This is a genomic window from Formosa sediminum (genome assembly GCF_007197735.1).
Classification (GTDB): Bacteria; Bacteroidota; Bacteroidia; order Flavobacteriales; family Flavobacteriaceae; genus Formosa; species Formosa sediminum.
Genome location: NZ_CP041637.1, coordinates 2,613,439 through 2,631,175 on the forward strand (window position 1 = coordinate 2,613,439; position 17,737 = coordinate 2,631,175).

Consider the following 17,737-nt stretch of genomic DNA (forward strand, 5'->3'; position numbering starts at 1 on the left):
AATATATGGACTGTATTATTATTGATGATGAAGCTACAGCTAGAGCTATAATTGTGCAATTATGTTCTAATGTAAAAGATTTAAATATTGTAGCCGATTTCTCAAATGCAATAGAATCCATTAAGTTTTTAAATCAGCATGAAGTCGATTTAATTTTTCTAGATATACACATGCCAGCCTTTACAGGATTTGATTTTATTCAGACTTTAAAAAATCCTCCAAAAATTATTTTAACCACATCAGATCCTAAATTTGCAATTGAAGCTTTTGAATATGATTGTATCGTAGATTATTTGGTAAAACCAATCTTACCCGAGCGATTTGAAAAAGCAATTATTAAAGCTCGAAAAAGTAATATTCAAAAGGAGCAAAAGCCTGTTAAGGTTACTTCTAAAAAAGATGATGCTGCAAATGTACTTTATGTAAATATAGACAGACGACTCATAAAAATTGTGATTTCAAATATTTATTTAGTAGAGGCTAAAGGCGATTATATTCTTATTAAAACAGAAGATAAGAATTACACCGTACATTCTACCCTTAAAAAAATTAGTGATAAGTTACCTGATTCTACATTTTTAAAAGTTCACCGTTCTTTTATTATTAATGTTCATAAAATTATTGATATAGAAGACAATAGTGTCTTAATTAAAAAAGATGTAATTCCAGTAAGCCGTTCTAATAGACCAGAATTAATGAAACGCTTAAATTTGCTTTAACTTGTAATTAGCTCCATTCGTCTATACTTAAATTTCATCTACCGAAAATTAAATTTTAAACGCTGTAAGACTAATAGATTTGTGATATAAATTAACCATATCATGAAAAAAACTTTACTCTTACTATGTTTGTTTTATCTTAATATACAGGCTCAAGATCAGTCTTTTAACTGCGATTATAATGCGTATTTATTTCAGTATAATGATGTGTATGCTGTAGATTTAGCTTCAGGTAATTCTTATATCGTTGCTAAGGATATTACAGCAGGTAATATTAATGCTGCAGCTTATAACTCTGCAGATGGATACATTTGGGGCTCATTAAGTTCTCCAAGCAAAACGATAGTACGTATCGGAAAAAACTTTGAAACTAAAACTTTTTATATAGACGAGTTACCAAGTAACAACCGTTATGTAGGAGACGTAAGTTTATCGGGTATTTATTATTTAAAGGGTTCCGGAAAAACGTATTATACTATAGATTTAGATCCAAATTCTAATACTTATGGTACGCATTTAAAAACCTTACAACTCTCTCAAAACATTTCTGTACACGATTGGGCATTTAATGCTGTAGATAATAAATTATATACACTAGAAAAAAAGACTAATAATTTATACCGCATAGATCCTGAAACTGGTGTCGTTAGTAATTTAGGTGTTGTACCCATTTTAGCAGGTTTAACATATACTTATGGTGCCGTATACTTCGATGCTTCTGGACGTTTTTATGTATCGGCTAATGAAACAGGAACAATATATGTTATACAAAGTGTTCAAAATATCAATAATGAAAAGGATATAGATTCAAATTTATTTGCGTTTGGACCATCAAGTTCTTCGAACGATGGGGCTCGTTGTCCTACAGCACCTGTTGCTCAAGAAATTTGTGATAACGGAATAGATGATGATGGAGATGGATTAATAGATTGTCAAGATCCGTCATGTTCTGGATATTCTGGTTGTCCGGTAATTGAGTTGGCAGCAGCTTCAAGTGCAAACGATGGTGGTTTAGAAAGTAATAACAGACTGTCTCAGCAAATTAGTAAACGTAACTTTAAACGTACTAAACGCAGTTATAAATTTAATACAACAACTGCAAAACGTATTACAAAACCTTTAAATTATGGAACAGTTGCAACATCTAGATCCACAGGATTTCAATTATCAGATTTTGTGCCTTTAGAGGTGATTAATGAAGATGAAACTATAATTTCTACTCCAGATGATTTGGTTGATATTACCAATGCAACAGAAGTATATTCGGTAGATTATTTGTCTAAAGATGAAGCTATAGCGTCGCTATTAATATTAGAAACAGAAGATGGTGTTTACGAACATACCAAATACATTTGTGACCGATTGTTAGGAGCCGAATTAATATCTGTGTCTACAATTGAAATTAATGAGCAAAAATTTATTAAATCGTTAATACGAAATATTGATGGCTCGATTGAATTTGTATTAAGTTTATCGGTAAAACAAGTGAATAATAATGCTGATTTTGCAGTAGAAAGTCATTGGAATTTAGATAAATATGAAAACCATGTCGGGTTTTATAACTTTCAAATTTGGTCCAGTTCGTTAGACAACTTATTTATATTAGGTGAAGAATTATTACGCTTAATTGCAGTTCAGAAACCTATAGTAAGTTACAATAATTCCACACCTCCTACAGTATTTGTTAGATCTGGTACTTACTTGAACGGGAAATTGCAATTACAAATTGTAAATACCAATAAAAGTGAACGTGTTGTATTTGATGGAGGCTTAAGAAGTACAGAAACAGAGCAAGTCGAGTATGTTTCTACCAACATAGATTTGTCTGATGATTATATCTCTAATATTGAAGTCAACGCTGGAAATTTATTTGATATCGGATTTAGAATTGGCGACGGTATAGAAACTCCAGACGATTTGTTTATGTCTGATGGTCCTTGGGGATATGATGATGCAGCACCAACAACTACAGTCACTCGTTTTATAGTAGAACCTAACGAAACTAGTTTTGAAACCGATGAATATGGCGTAGAACGCAATATTAATTTAGAAGCCAAAACTAGTGAATATATAGCTGCATATAGAGCTTTAACACCCAAGTTTACACCAATAGATTTAACCAATTATAAAAGTGTTAAGTTGAATGCAAAAGGGACTGGAACATTGATTGTGAGATTGGTAAAAGCACAAATAGATTCTTGGGATATGCAGTACAAAACTAGTATTGAGTTAACAGATCAATTAAATGAGTATACACTACTGTTTTCTGATTTTAAATCTGTTACTGGTGAAGCATTAGATGCTAGCGATATTACCTCTGTAGTGTTTACTATGTTGGCAGATGGAGACGAAGCAAGTGTTAAACAGATGGATATACAACACTTAAGATTTTCTAAAGATTCTAAAACCTTAGGGGTGGATCATACCGTGTTTGATGAAAGTACTCATCCGTTTGCTTACCCAAATCCTATGCAATCTCAAACCAAAATCCATTTTACAGCACAGCGTTCAGAAGCTGTAGAGCTATTGGTTTATAATCAAGTAGGAGCATTAGTAAAACAAATCGCTTTTAATGCTGTAAAAGGAGACAATTCAATAGAATTAAATAGAGCACAGTTAAGCTCTGGAATGTACATCTGTAAAATTAATAGTGATACACCTTATAAAACGATTAAGCTACTCGTGAAATAATTAATAGCAATTCTCCTGTAGTTTGGGCAAAAGACGTCAAGTTTTTTGCCCTTTTTTTTATGAGAAAATAGTAATGCGTTTAAATACAAATACAAGTAATACATAAATTACATATATGTAGTTATAAAACGTAATCTATTTCTATTGTGTTTTGTCTGTAATAGCATTCAATCGAAATAAACAAGCACTTTATTTAAGTATTATTATCTCTGAAACAATTAAAGCTAGAGTAAAACAAGCTGTTATTATTACTCAATTGATGGTTTGTAATAATGTTTTTTGCTGTGATCAGTCGTCTTTAAATGTATTGTATTTAGATGAAGCAGAAGAGATCTTATACGGTAATACGAATTTTAAGTTGTGAATATATCAGCATAAAGCTAATTAGGCATTGTATTTTGCAGTTAAATTTGTTTGATACAATATTCGTAAAGATGGATTGAGGTAAATTTGTAGTAAAGCGTAACATTATTTGTAAAACGATTTCAAAATTAAAATAATACGTTGCTGTTATTATTATTGCATTGATGGTTTGAAGTAATACTTTTACTCTAATCTATCGTTTCTACATGCATCTTTATCAAGATGAAGCAGATGACTCTGTAAATTACCATAAATTTGAAGTCACGGATGTACCAATATAAAGCTAATAAGTACTACGTTTTATTTGTGAATATATATATGAAGATAAGTAATTTTAATATGATAATTAAATCTGTTCGTGATAATATTTGTAATGATGAAGTGGAGCAGAATAGTTTAAAAATACTATAAAGCGTATAATTACACTTGTAATTTGTGGAGCATATTCGTAACACACAAATTAGTCCTGTAATTATAAATTTAAGTAATAATACGTACGTAAAGAGGGAGTAATTTTATAGTGTTTTAATTGTAAGTGTATTATCTAAATAAAGGTTTATCAAAAAGATACCATTTAAAACGTAACCCAATTTCTGTATAATTAAAACCAGCAGCAGTTGCAGATGCAATATTACTCTGTGTACCATAGATATTTAATAAGGCACGTTCTGTAAATTTATATCCTAATTTTCCTTGTATACGGTAGGTTAGTTGGCTACCATCATCTTCTATAAATTGTAAACCAGAAGCCGCAGTTAGCTCATAGTACCAAGATTTAGCTTTCGTTATATCTTCATTTTTAATAATATTAGCAAAAATTTCTACAGCATTAAATTTTTCCGGACTAAAGTAAATGTCTGGTACTTGATTTTTAAAAGTTATGTATTGGTAATTCAATCCAACTTTTAAAGCTGGTTTACTCATAATGTTATAGTATAACGACGTAAATAATAAGTTTCTAGTGTTATCGTCGTTTTGCCAAGTATAATAATACTGCGTAAACCATCCTATGTTAAAATTGGTACTTAAATTGTAGTTTGCATACAAGTTGTTCATGACTATTTCACGTTCTAATAATTCTGCATTAAAACTTTGAATTTCACTTTTGTAACCAATATCTAAAACTTGTAATTTAAAAGGTTTAATATGTACACTTAAGTCTGTAACAAACTGGGTATAATCGTGTGTATTGGCTTTGGCCGAGGTCACACCAGCTAAACCTTTAAAGGTTACGTTTGGTAACATTTGGTATGCTAAACCAAAAGATAAATCGTGAGATTTAGCATCGTTATCTGTTACTTTATTACTCGTAGATCTATGGCTGTATTGGGCTAACCATTTAAAAGTTGTAGAGGTTGGGAGTTCTATATTTGTTAATATGGCATAGGCGTTGTTATCACCATTGTCAAAAGAATAATACGCTTTTGTTTCCCAAAACGGCGTAAAATTGGTGTTTAACGTTTTTATAAAATGAGTTGCATCTTTCTGTTTATCGTAAAAAGTTAAAGTGTTTTCTGCAGCTTTATAAGCATCATTGTAATATCCTAAAGCTTTAAGTGCATTGGCTTTACCTAAATTGCCATCAAAAGAAGTACTGTCGTTTTCTAAAATTATATTATAATCATTTACACTTTTCTTAAAATCGCTTTTATAAATGTTTAATGTTGCACGTAAAGCTAATATCCAATTTTCATTAGGTTGCGATGTCATTAATTCAGAGATAAGTTTATCTGCTTCAGTATATTTTTTATTCCAAATTAAAGCTTGTATATAGCGCTCTGTAGTGGCTTGTATGAGTTCTGGTTGTGTTTCAGAAATTAAGCTGCTGTATGCTTGTTGGCTAATTGCTAAGGCTTTTTTTTCTTTGCCATTCAAATGAGCCACGAGTGCCAAACCATTTAAAGTCGTTAACCTGTATGTCGGTTGTTCAGCTAAAATATTATAAGTCGCTTCTGCTGCTTCTAAACGATTGGCTATAAGGTATAAGTTCGCTAAATTAATTAAAGTGTCTGCATCATTTTTAAACAAACTAAGATTTTCTTTTAGTAAACGCTCAGCTTCATCATAATTTTGTGCTTGTTGATTTTGGTACGCATAGCCTAAATAGATGTATTTTTTAGAGGTTAAGGCGTTAGCATTTCCAGGTAATACATCTAATGCTTTATTTACATAAATTAAAGCACTATCATATATTTTAAGATTAGATAGTGTATTTGCATATCCTAAAAGGGCAGGGAAACTTGTTGAATTTTCTTCAATTAAAATTTCATAAAAATCTTTGGCTTGTAAGTAGTTTTTATTCCATAATAAAGATTCAGCATAATTTAATTTAATTTCAAAATCATCAGGGTAAGTGTTTAGTAATTCTGTAAATAAGGCTACCGCGTGTTCAGACTCGCCTTGTAAACCCACAGCACGACCATAGCATAATTTAGCAGTTTTATTGTTGGGGTATGATTTTAAAACCGATTTAAAGAAGGATTCTGCTTGGGCATATTTACCTGTTTCTAAATATGTGAATCCCTCTTGCATATCTTGTGCATTTACAAAACTAGAGATACAAATAAGGCATATTACAATAATATATTTATAGGTCATTTTAATTGCTTTTTTACTTACTGCAAGTTAAACAAACCATTTCAATCATTCATCTACAGCAAATTACCACTCGCCGAAATATAATGGTACTCTGTTGATTCTTAAAAGATATTTGCATGAGTAAAACAGCTATTTATACAACATAGTGTTTATGTTAGAAGTGCTTTTTTAGATATGTTTTACTTGAGGTTAAACTTTAAAGTTATGTATAAGAATCCGATTATTTCAAAATTGAAAACAAATAAAATAACACCAGAACAATTATTTATGTTAAGTGTATTAATTGTAAATGGTGGGAATTATTTATATAATTTAATATTAGGACGTTTATTAGGTCCGGAACACTTTGCAGATGCGGCTGTATTAATTACTTTTTTATTGGTATTATCTTTTGTTGCTATGACATTTCAGCTGGTTACTGCAAAATTTTCAGTAGTATTTGAAGGCATCGTATTTAAAAATTTTATAGGGAAAATCTATAAAAATGCACTTTTAGTGGGTGTGTGTTGTGGTTTTATAATTATATTGTGTTCTACACAATTACAGCAACTATTTAACACGTCGAGTGCAACTATGTTTGTGATTTTTGGTATTGGAGTGCCTTTATACTTTTTAATGAGTGTTAATAGAGGTGTGTTTCAGGGAAAAAAAGATTTTAAACTATTATCTATAACCTATCAAGGGGAAATGTTAAGTAGACTTATTATAACATTAGGCTTGTTATTTTTATTAAAAATTCCATCATCAACAATAATTTCTATAGGTATTTTAATTTCATTTCTGTTTGGATTAATACCTTTTAAAATAGAGCATTTAACGCTTAAAAAAACAGTTTTAGCCGTATCAGACTCAAAAAATATTACGTCTTTTTTTATGTTAACTGCGTTTTATGAATTGACTCAGATTATAATTAATAATAGCGATATTTTATTAGTTAAACATTATTTTGACTCTTATGAGGCAGGTTTGTATGCCTCTTTAGCTTTAATAGGCCGAATTGTATATTTTGTAGCATGGATGTTTGTAATGTTGTTATTACCAACCGTGATTACGCTTCAAAAAGAAGGAAAGGATACTGCTCCAATTTTATTTAAATATGTGGGGTATATTGCAACCATAGCCTTAGTTATTGTATTGGTTTGTGCGTTGCTTCCAAAACTTATGATTACCATTTTGTTTGGAGATAGCTATTTGGCCATGGCTCCATTATTATGGAAATATGCGTGGGCTACAGGAATGTTTGCCGTGTCTAATATTTTTGCTTATTACTACTTGTCGTTAGATAAATATATTCCTGTAATTATATCAGGTTTGTTTGGTATGTTACAAATGCTTTTGGTAGTTTTTTACCACAATACTTTAGAGCAAGTTGTACACATGCAAATTATTGCAATGGTATCTTTATTAGTGATTCAGATTTTGTTTTTTCTGTTAAGTCGTAAAACCTTAAACTAAAGTAATTTACCATTCGTCTATACTAACAGGGCTTCTATCTAAACTCCGCTTCTTAATCTAAATTTATACACCATATTTGTATTATAATTAAACCATATTAATCATGAAATTAGCTATTGTAACCGCATATCCTCCTAGTAAAGTGACTTTAAATGAATACGCTTACCATTTAGTAAAGCATTTTAGACAGAAGAAAGATGTTACCGAACTTGTTTTACTTACAGATAAAACAGAAGGAGTTAAAGATTTGGAGTTTCAAGAAGATGGTTGTAAAATATCTGTAAAAGAATGTTGGTCTTTCAATAGTTATACAAATTTATATTCGGTATCGCGAGCTATTCGTAAAGCAAAACCAGATGCCGTTTTATTTAATTTACAATTTATGAAGTTTGGTGATAAAAAAGTAGCTGCAGCATTGGGCCTAATGTTACCATTGGTTTGTAAACTAAAAAATATTCCAAACATTGTGCTTTTACATAATATACTTGAAGAAGTAGATTTAGGTAGTGCTGGGTTTACATCTAGTAAATTAATGCAAAAGTTATATGGATTTATAGGAACAAGCCTAACTAAACTCATTTTAAAAGCAGATACAGTTGCTGTAACTATTGAAAAATACGTTGAAGTTTTAGAATTAAAATATTTAGCAACAAATATTAAACTGATACCACATGGTACTTTCGATATCCCATTAGAATCTAATTATATAGTGCCTAAAGCGCCTATGCAAATTATGACATTCGGGAAGTTTGGCACTTATAAAAAAGTGGAAGATATGATTGAGGCAGTAGTGCAGGTAAGAAGCAGAACTGGTTTAGACTTAGAAGTGGTTATAGCGGGAACCGATAACCCCAATGTCCCAGGGTATTTAGCAAGTGTAAAAGACCGTTATAAACATGTACCACAGATACGTTTTACTGGATATGTAGAAGAATATGAAGTTCCAACATTATTTAATGAAAGTGCAGTAGTAGTTTTTCCTTATACATCTACAACAGGAAGTTCTGGAGTGTTACACCAAGCAGGAAGTTATGGAAAAGCTGTAGTAATGCCAAATTTAGGAGATTTAGCACATTTAGTAAAAGACGAAGGTTATGAAGGTGAATTTTTTGAGCCAACAAGTATAGAGAGTTTAGCCGTTGCTATTGAAAATATTGTAACTAATGATGCCTATAGAATTAAATTAGGCCAAGCAAACTATAAAGCAGCAACAGCCTTACCAATGAGTAAAATTACTCAAATGTATGTAGATGAATTTAAGTCTATTATATTTAATAAAAAAACAATAAAATCTGAGAAACGAGAAGTTATGGCTTAGAAATATATGTAAACGAAGGTTTTAATGTCCCGTTTTCATTAATAAAGCCAAAGTGTTTTTGTGTCTCTCTACGCCACGGTAATTTACCAACAACAGCAGTAGGGATTGCAGTAAAATCGTATAATGTCCAAGACATAAATTGTAACTGATGTGTTGCTATTTGTTCTTGGATTTTTTTGTGATAATCAGCTTGATTTGTTTTAGTTGAGCCAAAGGGATTCCATAATCCAGAATATGAAGACAACCCAAATTCTTGTAAAACTAAGGGCTTATCGTGAATTTTGTCTTTTAAAGTTATTATGGCTTGGTCTAAGTGGCTTAAATCTTCATAATAATGAAAAGATACAATATCTACTTTATCTTTTAAAATCGTTGCGCTCTTGGTGTTAGACCAACCTATAGTTACAGGATGTATGCTGTCTGTTTTTTTTACTAAATCAATCATGTGGTTTAACCAAGCAACAACATTGGCCTTACCACGCGATTCAAAGTCTAAGTTTGGTTCATTTTTTATATCCCAAGCCACTAAAGCTTTGTGGTGTTTTAATGCAGACACAATTTGTTTAGCATGATGTTGGGTTAATGTCCAGTCCATAACAGTGTAATCGCCATAAAAATCAAATAACGTAACCATTACTTTTAACTGTTGTGCCTCAGCTAGATCTAAAGTCAGTATTAGTTTCTCAAGCTTTTCAGGCTTAACATTGGCTTTTCCAAAATCTTCATATTGTACAAAAATACGTACCGAATTTAATCCTGCATCTTTAATGATTTTAAAGTCTTTAGCAATAGTTTCTTTAGAAAAATCATCCCCAAACATGTCCCAAGGGTGTGCTTGAGGATAATAATTTATGCCTTTAATATTTAAACTATCATTGCGTACTGTTTTTGCTTTATTTTGATAGGGTTGGGTGGCTGTTTTTACTAAATGTCTAATACGCCAAAACCCATCTTCAAGTAAAAATACTATGTTATAGGTGGCAGTTTCTGTGGTTTCTAAAATTAATGTATTGGCTTTAAAAATACGTTTAAACTCTACCACATCGCGGTCTGTTATTACTGCCATTTGTCCGTCTTCACTAAAAAACTCTAACCTAGGATTGTGGGTTAAAGTCGTAGCTTCAATAGTTATCGCTTCAGCTTTGTTTAAGGCTATAAAATCATATAAATTTTTTCTAGCGCTATCTGTATAATAATCTTTTAAACCTGTTTTTGAGTTTGTTTTATATGCAATGTGTTTTACATACCAGGCATTAAGATAATCGTTTTGTAAGGCGTTTAAATTTTCGCTATCCATTGGTCGTCCTTCATTTTTTAAAGGCGCCCAATGTATTTGTGGTAAGTAATGTGTTTCTTTCTGAATTTCTGTGTGTAACATCGTGCTTCTATCTGCACCTGTATTTAAGTAACTAAAAACGGCGCTAACACCAGAAATGATTAAGGCAATAACCATAATATAAGATATAATTAATATGGTACGTAATATGTTTTTATTAAGACCTACCATAATGATATTGTTTTAAATTGTTTTTTTATTCCTGCCGTTTCAAACGTAAAACTATATGTGCCATGAGTATAAATTGCAGGTTTAAGTTTAAAAGTGGCATAGCCATTAAACGATGTTTTAGTGAGCGTTTCTACAAGGATATTATCTTTGTAAATCTTGAGTTGTACGTGTAATCCATCAGGAATCATTTGTTGCATAAAACTTTGTAAAGGACCAACCGTAATTGTGCGGTTATGGGCTTTAAATTTTACATCAAAATCATGGATAACTTGTAAGTAGTTTAGTGATATACTATTGCTTTCTGCCATACCATTTATATAGGCTTTAATGCTCCAAGTGTCTGCATAATCAGGATGAATCATTTTAGCAGTAGCTATACCCTCAATAGTCGTTCCGGTGGTTTTTAAAATATCTTGATTTTTATTCGTAATATAAAACGTTACAAATGTACCATCACTAACTCTATTATTGTGCTTGTCTTTTATTACTGAAGTTGTAAATGTTGTTATTTGGTTGCCATCTGCATAGTTATGGGGACGAGTCGCTTCAATTTTAAAATTTGTAGGAATTGCAGCCATAACATTAATTGTAAATTCTTTAGAATTTATTCCTAAACATTCTGAAGCGACCAACATGCGTCCGCTTTCTTTTTTAGAATAGATATTGCTATATGCAATTAAATTATTTGTGTATATGGATTGAGTTTCTTCAGACGTTAAAAATTGATGCTTAGCTGTAACTAAGGTATTTGTAGGTACGGGATTATCTAAACTATCGGTAGGAATAACCACTAACATACTGTAATCTGTACCACCAGCTTCTATACTAGGTGGTCCAATATAGGTTTCCATAGAAGCGACTTCGTTTTTGGGAAGCATATTTATCTTGCCCATATGTGTATGGGTATTTGCAATTAATTTCCAATTTATTGTACCAATTTTATTGGTAATTGTTTTGGGAATAACATAGTCTAAACCATTATTATTTATGGTAGGTTTAATAATTGTAGAGCCATAACTGTTAGAACAATACAATAAAGGCTTTTCTGTATTATTGGATGTTGTAAAATGTAATAATACATGCGTCCCTACTGGATAGTCGGTTGCTGTAGTTTGTAATTTTATATCTACAGAAGCGTTTTTTAGGGGTATAATCGCAAATGAAGATAATACGATTACGCCAAGAAGAAACAAATATGTAAGTTTGGTTTGCATTAATTAGGGTTTCCTATATAGGTGTTAATTTCTATTTTAATAAAACTAAAATCAGGATGTGTAATAGGTTGTAATTGAGTGTTTAAATGATTATAAATTCTATTGGGTACTATTTTATCGGAAATGTTTTGATTTGGTAAGCCGTTTACAAAAATATTTTCCATGCTAGTATTAATAGATTTAACACGACCTGATTTTAAAATGTTATATTTAAAATCTTGCTTTCTCTGTTGTCTTATACCAGCTTTTACAAATACATGATCTACCCATACCATTGTTTTATTGGCATCGTAATATGTAATTAAAAGCTGAGGTATGGTAATTTCTTGTATACCACTATTAAATATATGTCCTTTTATGGTTTCATTTTCAATGGTAACAGCACTTAAAACGACGTTTTTATATAAATCTGAACCAGAAACGTTTCCTGCTACTTGTAAATTAAATGTAGTAGGTTGTTCTTCAAATTCTACAGGTGTAAATTCGTCTGGATTAAATGTGTCTGGAATAGAATCTTGTGTTTTAGACCAAGCAATACCTTCAAAATTTATTCGGAAACTGCTCGATTCTTTCGGCATCAACTTGTGCTTTATGTGGTATTTTGCATTGTATGTAGCCAATTGTTTGTTGTTGTCGTCATATAATGTGCCTTTTAACACCACATCTGCAGGGACATTATCAATATTCTGAACTTCTCCAATAATCGCATAACTACCATTGTATTGTACTAGTTTTGCAGAAATCACTTCTAAAACAGGTTGTTTTAAAATATCTTCATGATGTGTTGCTTCAGTCGTAATTCGGCGTCGACCTTGGTTAAAATAGGTTGTTGTGTTATCTGAGTATAATTGATCTGGAGGTAAATCGTTATTTAAATCGTCTGGCTCTAAAAACCATTTTCCTTTAATTTTAGAGAGGGATTTATAATCTATTTTTTCAATTTTTTCTAATGGTGTAATCCATTGGCTCGTAATTTTTGCCGATACAGTACTATCGTTAAGTGTCGTAATTTCGGTTGTTATAGCGTCCATTTTTGCATAACTGCTTAACAGGCCATCTGTAACCGATATTTCTAACATATATTGCGCAATAGGAATACCGCTTTGCGGATTAATTAGAGCATGCGCTTTTTCAAAAGCTTTAAAATCTAACGCATCATAATATGCTATTATAGCATTTTCTGGACTGCGTTGCGAATCGTTTTTTAAATAGAATATATATACGCCATAACACACCACGCTTGCTAAAAGTAATGCCCAAATGTGTGTGATTTTTAAAACATTCCGGTTAAATGTTGTGTATGCAGTTGGAAATTTTAAAAATTCGGGTTTCGGTTTTACTCGTGTTTTTAGAGCAAGAACAAATAACATTTGTATGTTTAAAACAAAAGCGATTAAAACTGTAATAAAGGGAACTATACCCCAATGAATTTTAAGCCATTTGGCAACATCTTCTTTAGGTAAAATAGAAGATACTGGCGGAATGTTTAGACGTTCCCAAACCATAATCCCGTTTTCTAATTGACGTAAACGCTGCCAACCACAAAAGTAAAGAATGGGATCGTAAAACTTATCGTTAGAAAAAATGTATTTCAGATTGTATTTTTCGGGTGTAGTTAAAAATTGTTGTAAAGATCCAATACCAGCAACACCTTTAAATTTAGAATTTTCTAAACGTTCTATAGGTCTTGTGGTTAATTCTGGTAATCGTCTGGCAGAATGATAATTTCCATCTACAGTCATGGCATTGGTTTGCGCACTAAGCCAAGCCATTTGGTCGCCAAATCCAAGTGTTAAAAATCGCCATTTGTCGTGATCGTCTTGATTTAAGAAATTCACTATAGGCAGCATCTTTATTTTTTGAGGTTGGGAGGGTCTAAAATAATTTAAACTCATCGTAAACACGACCATGAAAATAAATAATCCTGCTAAAATACCTCCAATAATTCTATGATATACTGCACCAAATTTTGTCTGTATTAAAGTCTTTAAATCTCCTTCAACAAAACGATACGCAAATTCGCCCATTAACGGAATAGATAGAATAGAAGCCCAGAGCGTAAACCGGTCTAGCGTTAAAATATTAAATGCCGTTTCACCTAATAATTTTAGTGGGATAGGTGTTGTACCTCCAGTTCCTAAAATGGTACAAATGGTTACCGATAAACCAAAAAACAAATACCTTTTACTATAATACCTATAAAATATATAAGGCAGTAATACCAATAAGATGCCCCAAGGAATTAAAAAGAACACCAATCCCGACGATGTGATTTCTAGAAAATTATCTCGAGATCCATGCGGAATAGGAACTTGTGTTATGGGATTTGCTTTTGAATTTAGCCAATACGGAAAAATACAACCAATAATTAAAATTAAAGACAACAAACCAAAACTTACAATACGTTTAAAAAGTGTAAAGAAACTATTTAAAAATATTTTGAATGTAACCGCTTTCATGCTACCTGCTTGTTCTCTAGATACATCCATTATAACCATGCCTATTAATGGAAAGATAAAAAATACCATCCCGAAAATAGGAGTAACGTGGTGTGAAGTAACCGTAACAGCAATAAGCGATAAACTTGTTGCCAAATACCATTTTCTACCCGTTTTTAACCATAAGTAGATTTCTGGCAGCGCATGCATTAAAACAGAAACTCCAACGATACTGGGCAGTTGTCCAAATATGTGTAATGTTTCTACAAAAGACGACGAAAATACAGCAAGTAAACATGCATATCCAGCCACTGTTTTGTTTGCAGTCATTAATAAGGAAAACCTGTAGGTTCCTGTAATAAATAAGATTATGGCAATTAAAGCTACACTAAATAGCCCAAATTTAAGTCCGCCAATTAATGAGAGTAAAGCAATAGATTGGTGTACCAAAGGCGGATAACTTTGTACCGTAAAACCTGTATACCATTTGTAATTCCAAGGCTCGAACCAACTGTTTGCATAATGATCTGCAAAGAATAAATGAATTAAAGCATCATAAGTAGTTTCCAATGTAAAGAAAATGGAACTACCATGAAAAATTATGCCTAAAATAAGGGCTGCAATTAAATATTTATTTGAGGTTTCTTTCAATAGTAAGTGTGCATTAGACTTTTAAAGTCATAACTATTATTATGATGGTAAAGATAAATAATTAATGTAGGGGTTTAAATTTTAATTAACTATAGCAAGCTACCATTCATCGACACATACATAGTAGTTAAACTAAATTACAATTTTTCAAGCAATCACTATAGTAATTTTGGATTATCAAAAATGTATAAATCAGATTATTATGAAAATTCTAGCTATAGATGACCAGCAATTAGTTTTATTGCCTTTACAAAAACGATTAGTAGACTTAGGTTATGTAGTACAAATAGAAACTAATGCAGAAAAAGGCTTAGAGATTTATAATAGTTTTCTACCAGATTTAGTTATTGTAGATATAAATATGCCTGGAATTTCTGGGTTAGATATTGTAAAGCATATTAGACATTCTGAAAATCCAGACACGCCAATTATGGTGCTTTCTGGAAATACTCAAGATAGTGTGATTACAGAAGGGTTTGATTTAGGTATTAATGATTATATGAAAAAGCCTTTAAGCTTAAACGAAATTAGTGCCCGCGTAAAACGATTAATAGGTGTTCCTGAGTTTCAAAATGACGTAGAAACCAGTAATGTCATGATTCAGCACCGTTGTGTAGGTGTGGTGATCCCTTGTTATAATGAAGAAGAGCGGTTGTTAAGTAATGCTTTTTTAAATTATATAGATAAGCATTCGGGGTATCATTTGTGTTTTGTAAACGATGGGAGTAAAGATAAAACGTTAGAAGTTTTACACAACATACAAAAAGGCAGAGAAGATTTTATTACTGTTTACGATTGCGAAAAAAATGGAGGTAAAGCAGAAGCTGTACGTTTAGGGATGTTGCACATGTCTAAAAAAGCCGATTTAGATTATATCGGGTTTTTGGATGCCGATTTATCTACTGATTTAGCAGATTTTGATGATTTGGTTAAAACCATTGAAACCTCAGATTTTAAAATTGTAAGTGGATCTAGAATCTCTAGAATGGGTGCAAATATTACCAAAGAATCTGCTAGAAAAATTATTAGTTTAACTATAAATTATATCATCAGAAAAATTTTAAAAATGGATTTTAAAGACACCCAATGTGGTGCCAAAATATTCAGTAAAGATGTTATTGATATTGCTTTTGGTGAAAAATTTGTTACCCAATGGATTTTTGATGTTGAAATTTTTAAAAGAATGAGTATTCACTTTGGATTAAAAACAGCTAAATCGATGTTGTGCGAACAGCCTTTAAAACGTTGGATTCATGCCGATGGATCTAAATTATCTATGAAAGACTCTATAAAAATTGTTGGACAATTAGCACAAATAGCTTGGGTTTATCGTGGTAATAACGTAAAAAATAATAGTAAAAAATCACACTTAAGGGTAGCTTAAATTTATTATAATAATATGAAGGTTGGATTAATTCTTATATTCCATAATAACGAAGATACCATTAACAAACAGTTTTTTAATAGCATTTTTGAGCTTTCAAAACAGATACATTTAAGTCTTATTAATAATGGAAGTACAGATAATACATTGCAAAAACTTAGAGATATTGAGCAAATGTATTCTTCAAATTTATCGTTAATAGATATTAAAAAATATAAAGGAACTACTGCAGCCATAAAAGCAGGAGTCAGGTATTTATCTAAACACGGTGAATTTAAATATATCGGATTTTTAACCATACAATCTATTTCTAATATGAAACACGTTAGTAAAATAATTCAACTTATTAAAACACGTTATGATTTAATTGTAATGTACAATGCTAAAGTTGCAGCAACTAAACCTTTTGAGCGCAAACTGTTTAAGAATACATTTTCTATGCATGATTTTAGTACATATTTTAAGTCTTATTTTGATGTTACTGGGGTTTAAATTTAGATTAAAGTACGATTTAGTAGTGGTATATAGCGTTTCTAAAAAATCCTTATTTTAGAGCTGTAATCAAATATTTTGATTATTTATAACACTGCAATTTTATTATATTGACTGCCATTCCAAACATTTCTTTTAAGAGTAGTGAAGGCGCTACAGATATAGAGTTTTTATGTTTAGACGAATTGTTTACTAGAATCGAGGCAGATCCCAATCACAATCCTCAAGAACCTCACAGAATTACTTTTTTTGCCTTATTAATTGTTACAGCTGGTGAAGGGCAACATCAAGTAGATTTAATAGATTACAATATATATATAAACGGGCGATGTAGTTAAAATAGCAAAAGGGCAAGTCCATGCATTTACAGATTATATCAATTACGAAGGGTATCTAGTGGTTTTTACTGAAAATTTTGTGTTGAAATATTTTTCTAAATCTTCAGTAAATTTTATTTCACACCTCTACAATTATCACATCTCTAAACCGTTGGTGCAAGCCGTTAATCTAAATCGCTTTTTTATATACCATGTTACTGAAGAACTTCAGAATACAAATACTTATGCGCAAAAAGCATTTACGTTAAATACCGCAAAGCATTTTATAGACTAATTTGTAATTTTAGAGATTAAAAGAGCCATGTCGACTTCAAATTATAGCTTAAAAGAAATAGGGCATGCAGCCGGCTTTAATAAAATTACAAATTTTACCAAATTCTTTAAAAAACATACTTCAGAAACTCCAAAGCAATTTCTAGCCAAGTTGTAATCATACATTTCTGGATCCTGTTTTTAAACTTGATTACAACTATTATTTACTACATCACATTCAGCTATTAGTAGAAAAATAGTTTATGCTTTAGGTTTTAGATTTACCATTATTTGCCAACTATTCACCTTTTGTTTAA

12 protein-coding genes are annotated in these 17,737 nt (G+C 31.1%); 8 read left to right on the plus strand and 4 right to left on the minus strand.

Features of this window, described 5'->3' with window-relative positions:
* Positions 1–5 precede the first annotated feature (5 nt).
* On the plus strand, positions 6–719 hold the full coding sequence (locus tag FNB79_RS11300; protein WP_143381410.1) for a LytR/AlgR family response regulator transcription factor: 714 nt from the start codon (positions 6–8) through the stop codon (positions 717–719).
* A 102-nt stretch (positions 720–821) separates the two neighbouring features.
* Positions 822–3,410: a DUF6923 family protein gene (locus tag FNB79_RS11305; protein ID WP_143381411.1), complete on the plus strand. Its 2,589-nt coding sequence runs from the start codon at positions 822–824 to the stop codon at positions 3,408–3,410.
* A 903-nt stretch (positions 3,411–4,313) separates the two neighbouring features.
* Here the strand turns inward: FNB79_RS11305 and FNB79_RS11310 are convergent.
* On the minus strand, positions 4,314–6,371 hold the full coding sequence (locus FNB79_RS11310) for a tetratricopeptide repeat protein (protein ID WP_143381412.1): 2,058 nt from the start codon (positions 6,369–6,371) through the stop codon (positions 4,314–4,316).
* A 204-nt stretch (positions 6,372–6,575) separates the two neighbouring features.
* Here FNB79_RS11310 and FNB79_RS11315 point away from each other — a divergent pair, with 204 nt between their 5' ends.
* Positions 6,576–7,826: an oligosaccharide flippase family protein gene (locus FNB79_RS11315; protein ID WP_143381413.1), complete on the plus strand. Its 1,251-nt coding sequence runs from the start codon at positions 6,576–6,578 to the stop codon at positions 7,824–7,826.
* Between the two features lie 103 nt (positions 7,827–7,929).
* Positions 7,930–9,144, plus strand: coding sequence for a glycosyltransferase (locus FNB79_RS11320; protein ID WP_143381414.1), 1,215 nt, complete (start codon positions 7,930–7,932; stop codon positions 9,142–9,144).
* On the opposite strand, the gene FNB79_RS11325 is transcribed toward FNB79_RS11320, so the two are convergent.
* The 3 genes from FNB79_RS11325 to FNB79_RS11335 are packed head-to-tail and all read right to left on the minus strand — an operon-like array spanning position 9,134 to position 14,954.
* Entirely contained in the window at positions 9,134–10,651 is a 1,518-nt protein-coding gene (locus tag FNB79_RS11325; RefSeq protein WP_143381415.1) for a glycoside hydrolase family 2 TIM barrel-domain containing protein, read from the minus strand. The genes FNB79_RS11320 and FNB79_RS11325 overlap by 11 nt on opposite strands.
* The gene (locus FNB79_RS11330) at positions 10,645–11,865 is read right to left on the minus strand and encodes a hypothetical protein (RefSeq protein WP_143381416.1); all 1,221 of its coding nucleotides are present in this window, start codon (positions 11,863–11,865) and stop codon (positions 10,645–10,647) included. The genes FNB79_RS11325 and FNB79_RS11330 overlap by 7 nt, the downstream gene beginning before the upstream one ends.
* Complete coding sequence (locus tag FNB79_RS11335) at positions 11,865–14,954, minus strand: hypothetical protein (RefSeq protein WP_143381417.1); 3,090 nt, start codon at positions 14,952–14,954, stop codon at positions 11,865–11,867. The genes FNB79_RS11330 and FNB79_RS11335 overlap by 1 nt, the downstream gene beginning before the upstream one ends.
* A gap of 202 nt (positions 14,955–15,156) precedes the next feature.
* Here FNB79_RS11335 and FNB79_RS11340 point away from each other — a divergent pair, with 202 nt between their 5' ends.
* The 4 genes from FNB79_RS11340 to FNB79_RS17525 all read left to right on the plus strand — a co-directional run bounded on the left by FNB79_RS11340 (position 15,157) and on the right by FNB79_RS17525 (position 17,598).
* Positions 15,157–16,338, plus strand: coding sequence for a response regulator (locus tag FNB79_RS11340; RefSeq protein WP_143381418.1), 1,182 nt, complete (start codon positions 15,157–15,159; stop codon positions 16,336–16,338).
* A 15-nt stretch (positions 16,339–16,353) separates the two neighbouring features.
* On the plus strand, positions 16,354–16,830 hold the full coding sequence (locus tag FNB79_RS11345) for a glycosyltransferase (RefSeq protein WP_143381419.1): 477 nt from the start codon (positions 16,354–16,356) through the stop codon (positions 16,828–16,830).
* Positions 16,831–16,940: 110 nt separating this feature from the next.
* Positions 16,941–17,168: a hypothetical protein gene (locus tag FNB79_RS17330; protein ID WP_221932578.1), complete on the plus strand. Its 228-nt coding sequence runs from the start codon at positions 16,941–16,943 to the stop codon at positions 17,166–17,168.
* Between the two features lie 289 nt (positions 17,169–17,457).
* Positions 17,458–17,598, plus strand: a complete 141-nt coding sequence (locus FNB79_RS17525) for a helix-turn-helix domain-containing protein (protein WP_449404178.1) — start codon at positions 17,458–17,460, stop codon at positions 17,596–17,598.
* Positions 17,599–17,737 lie beyond the last annotated feature (139 nt).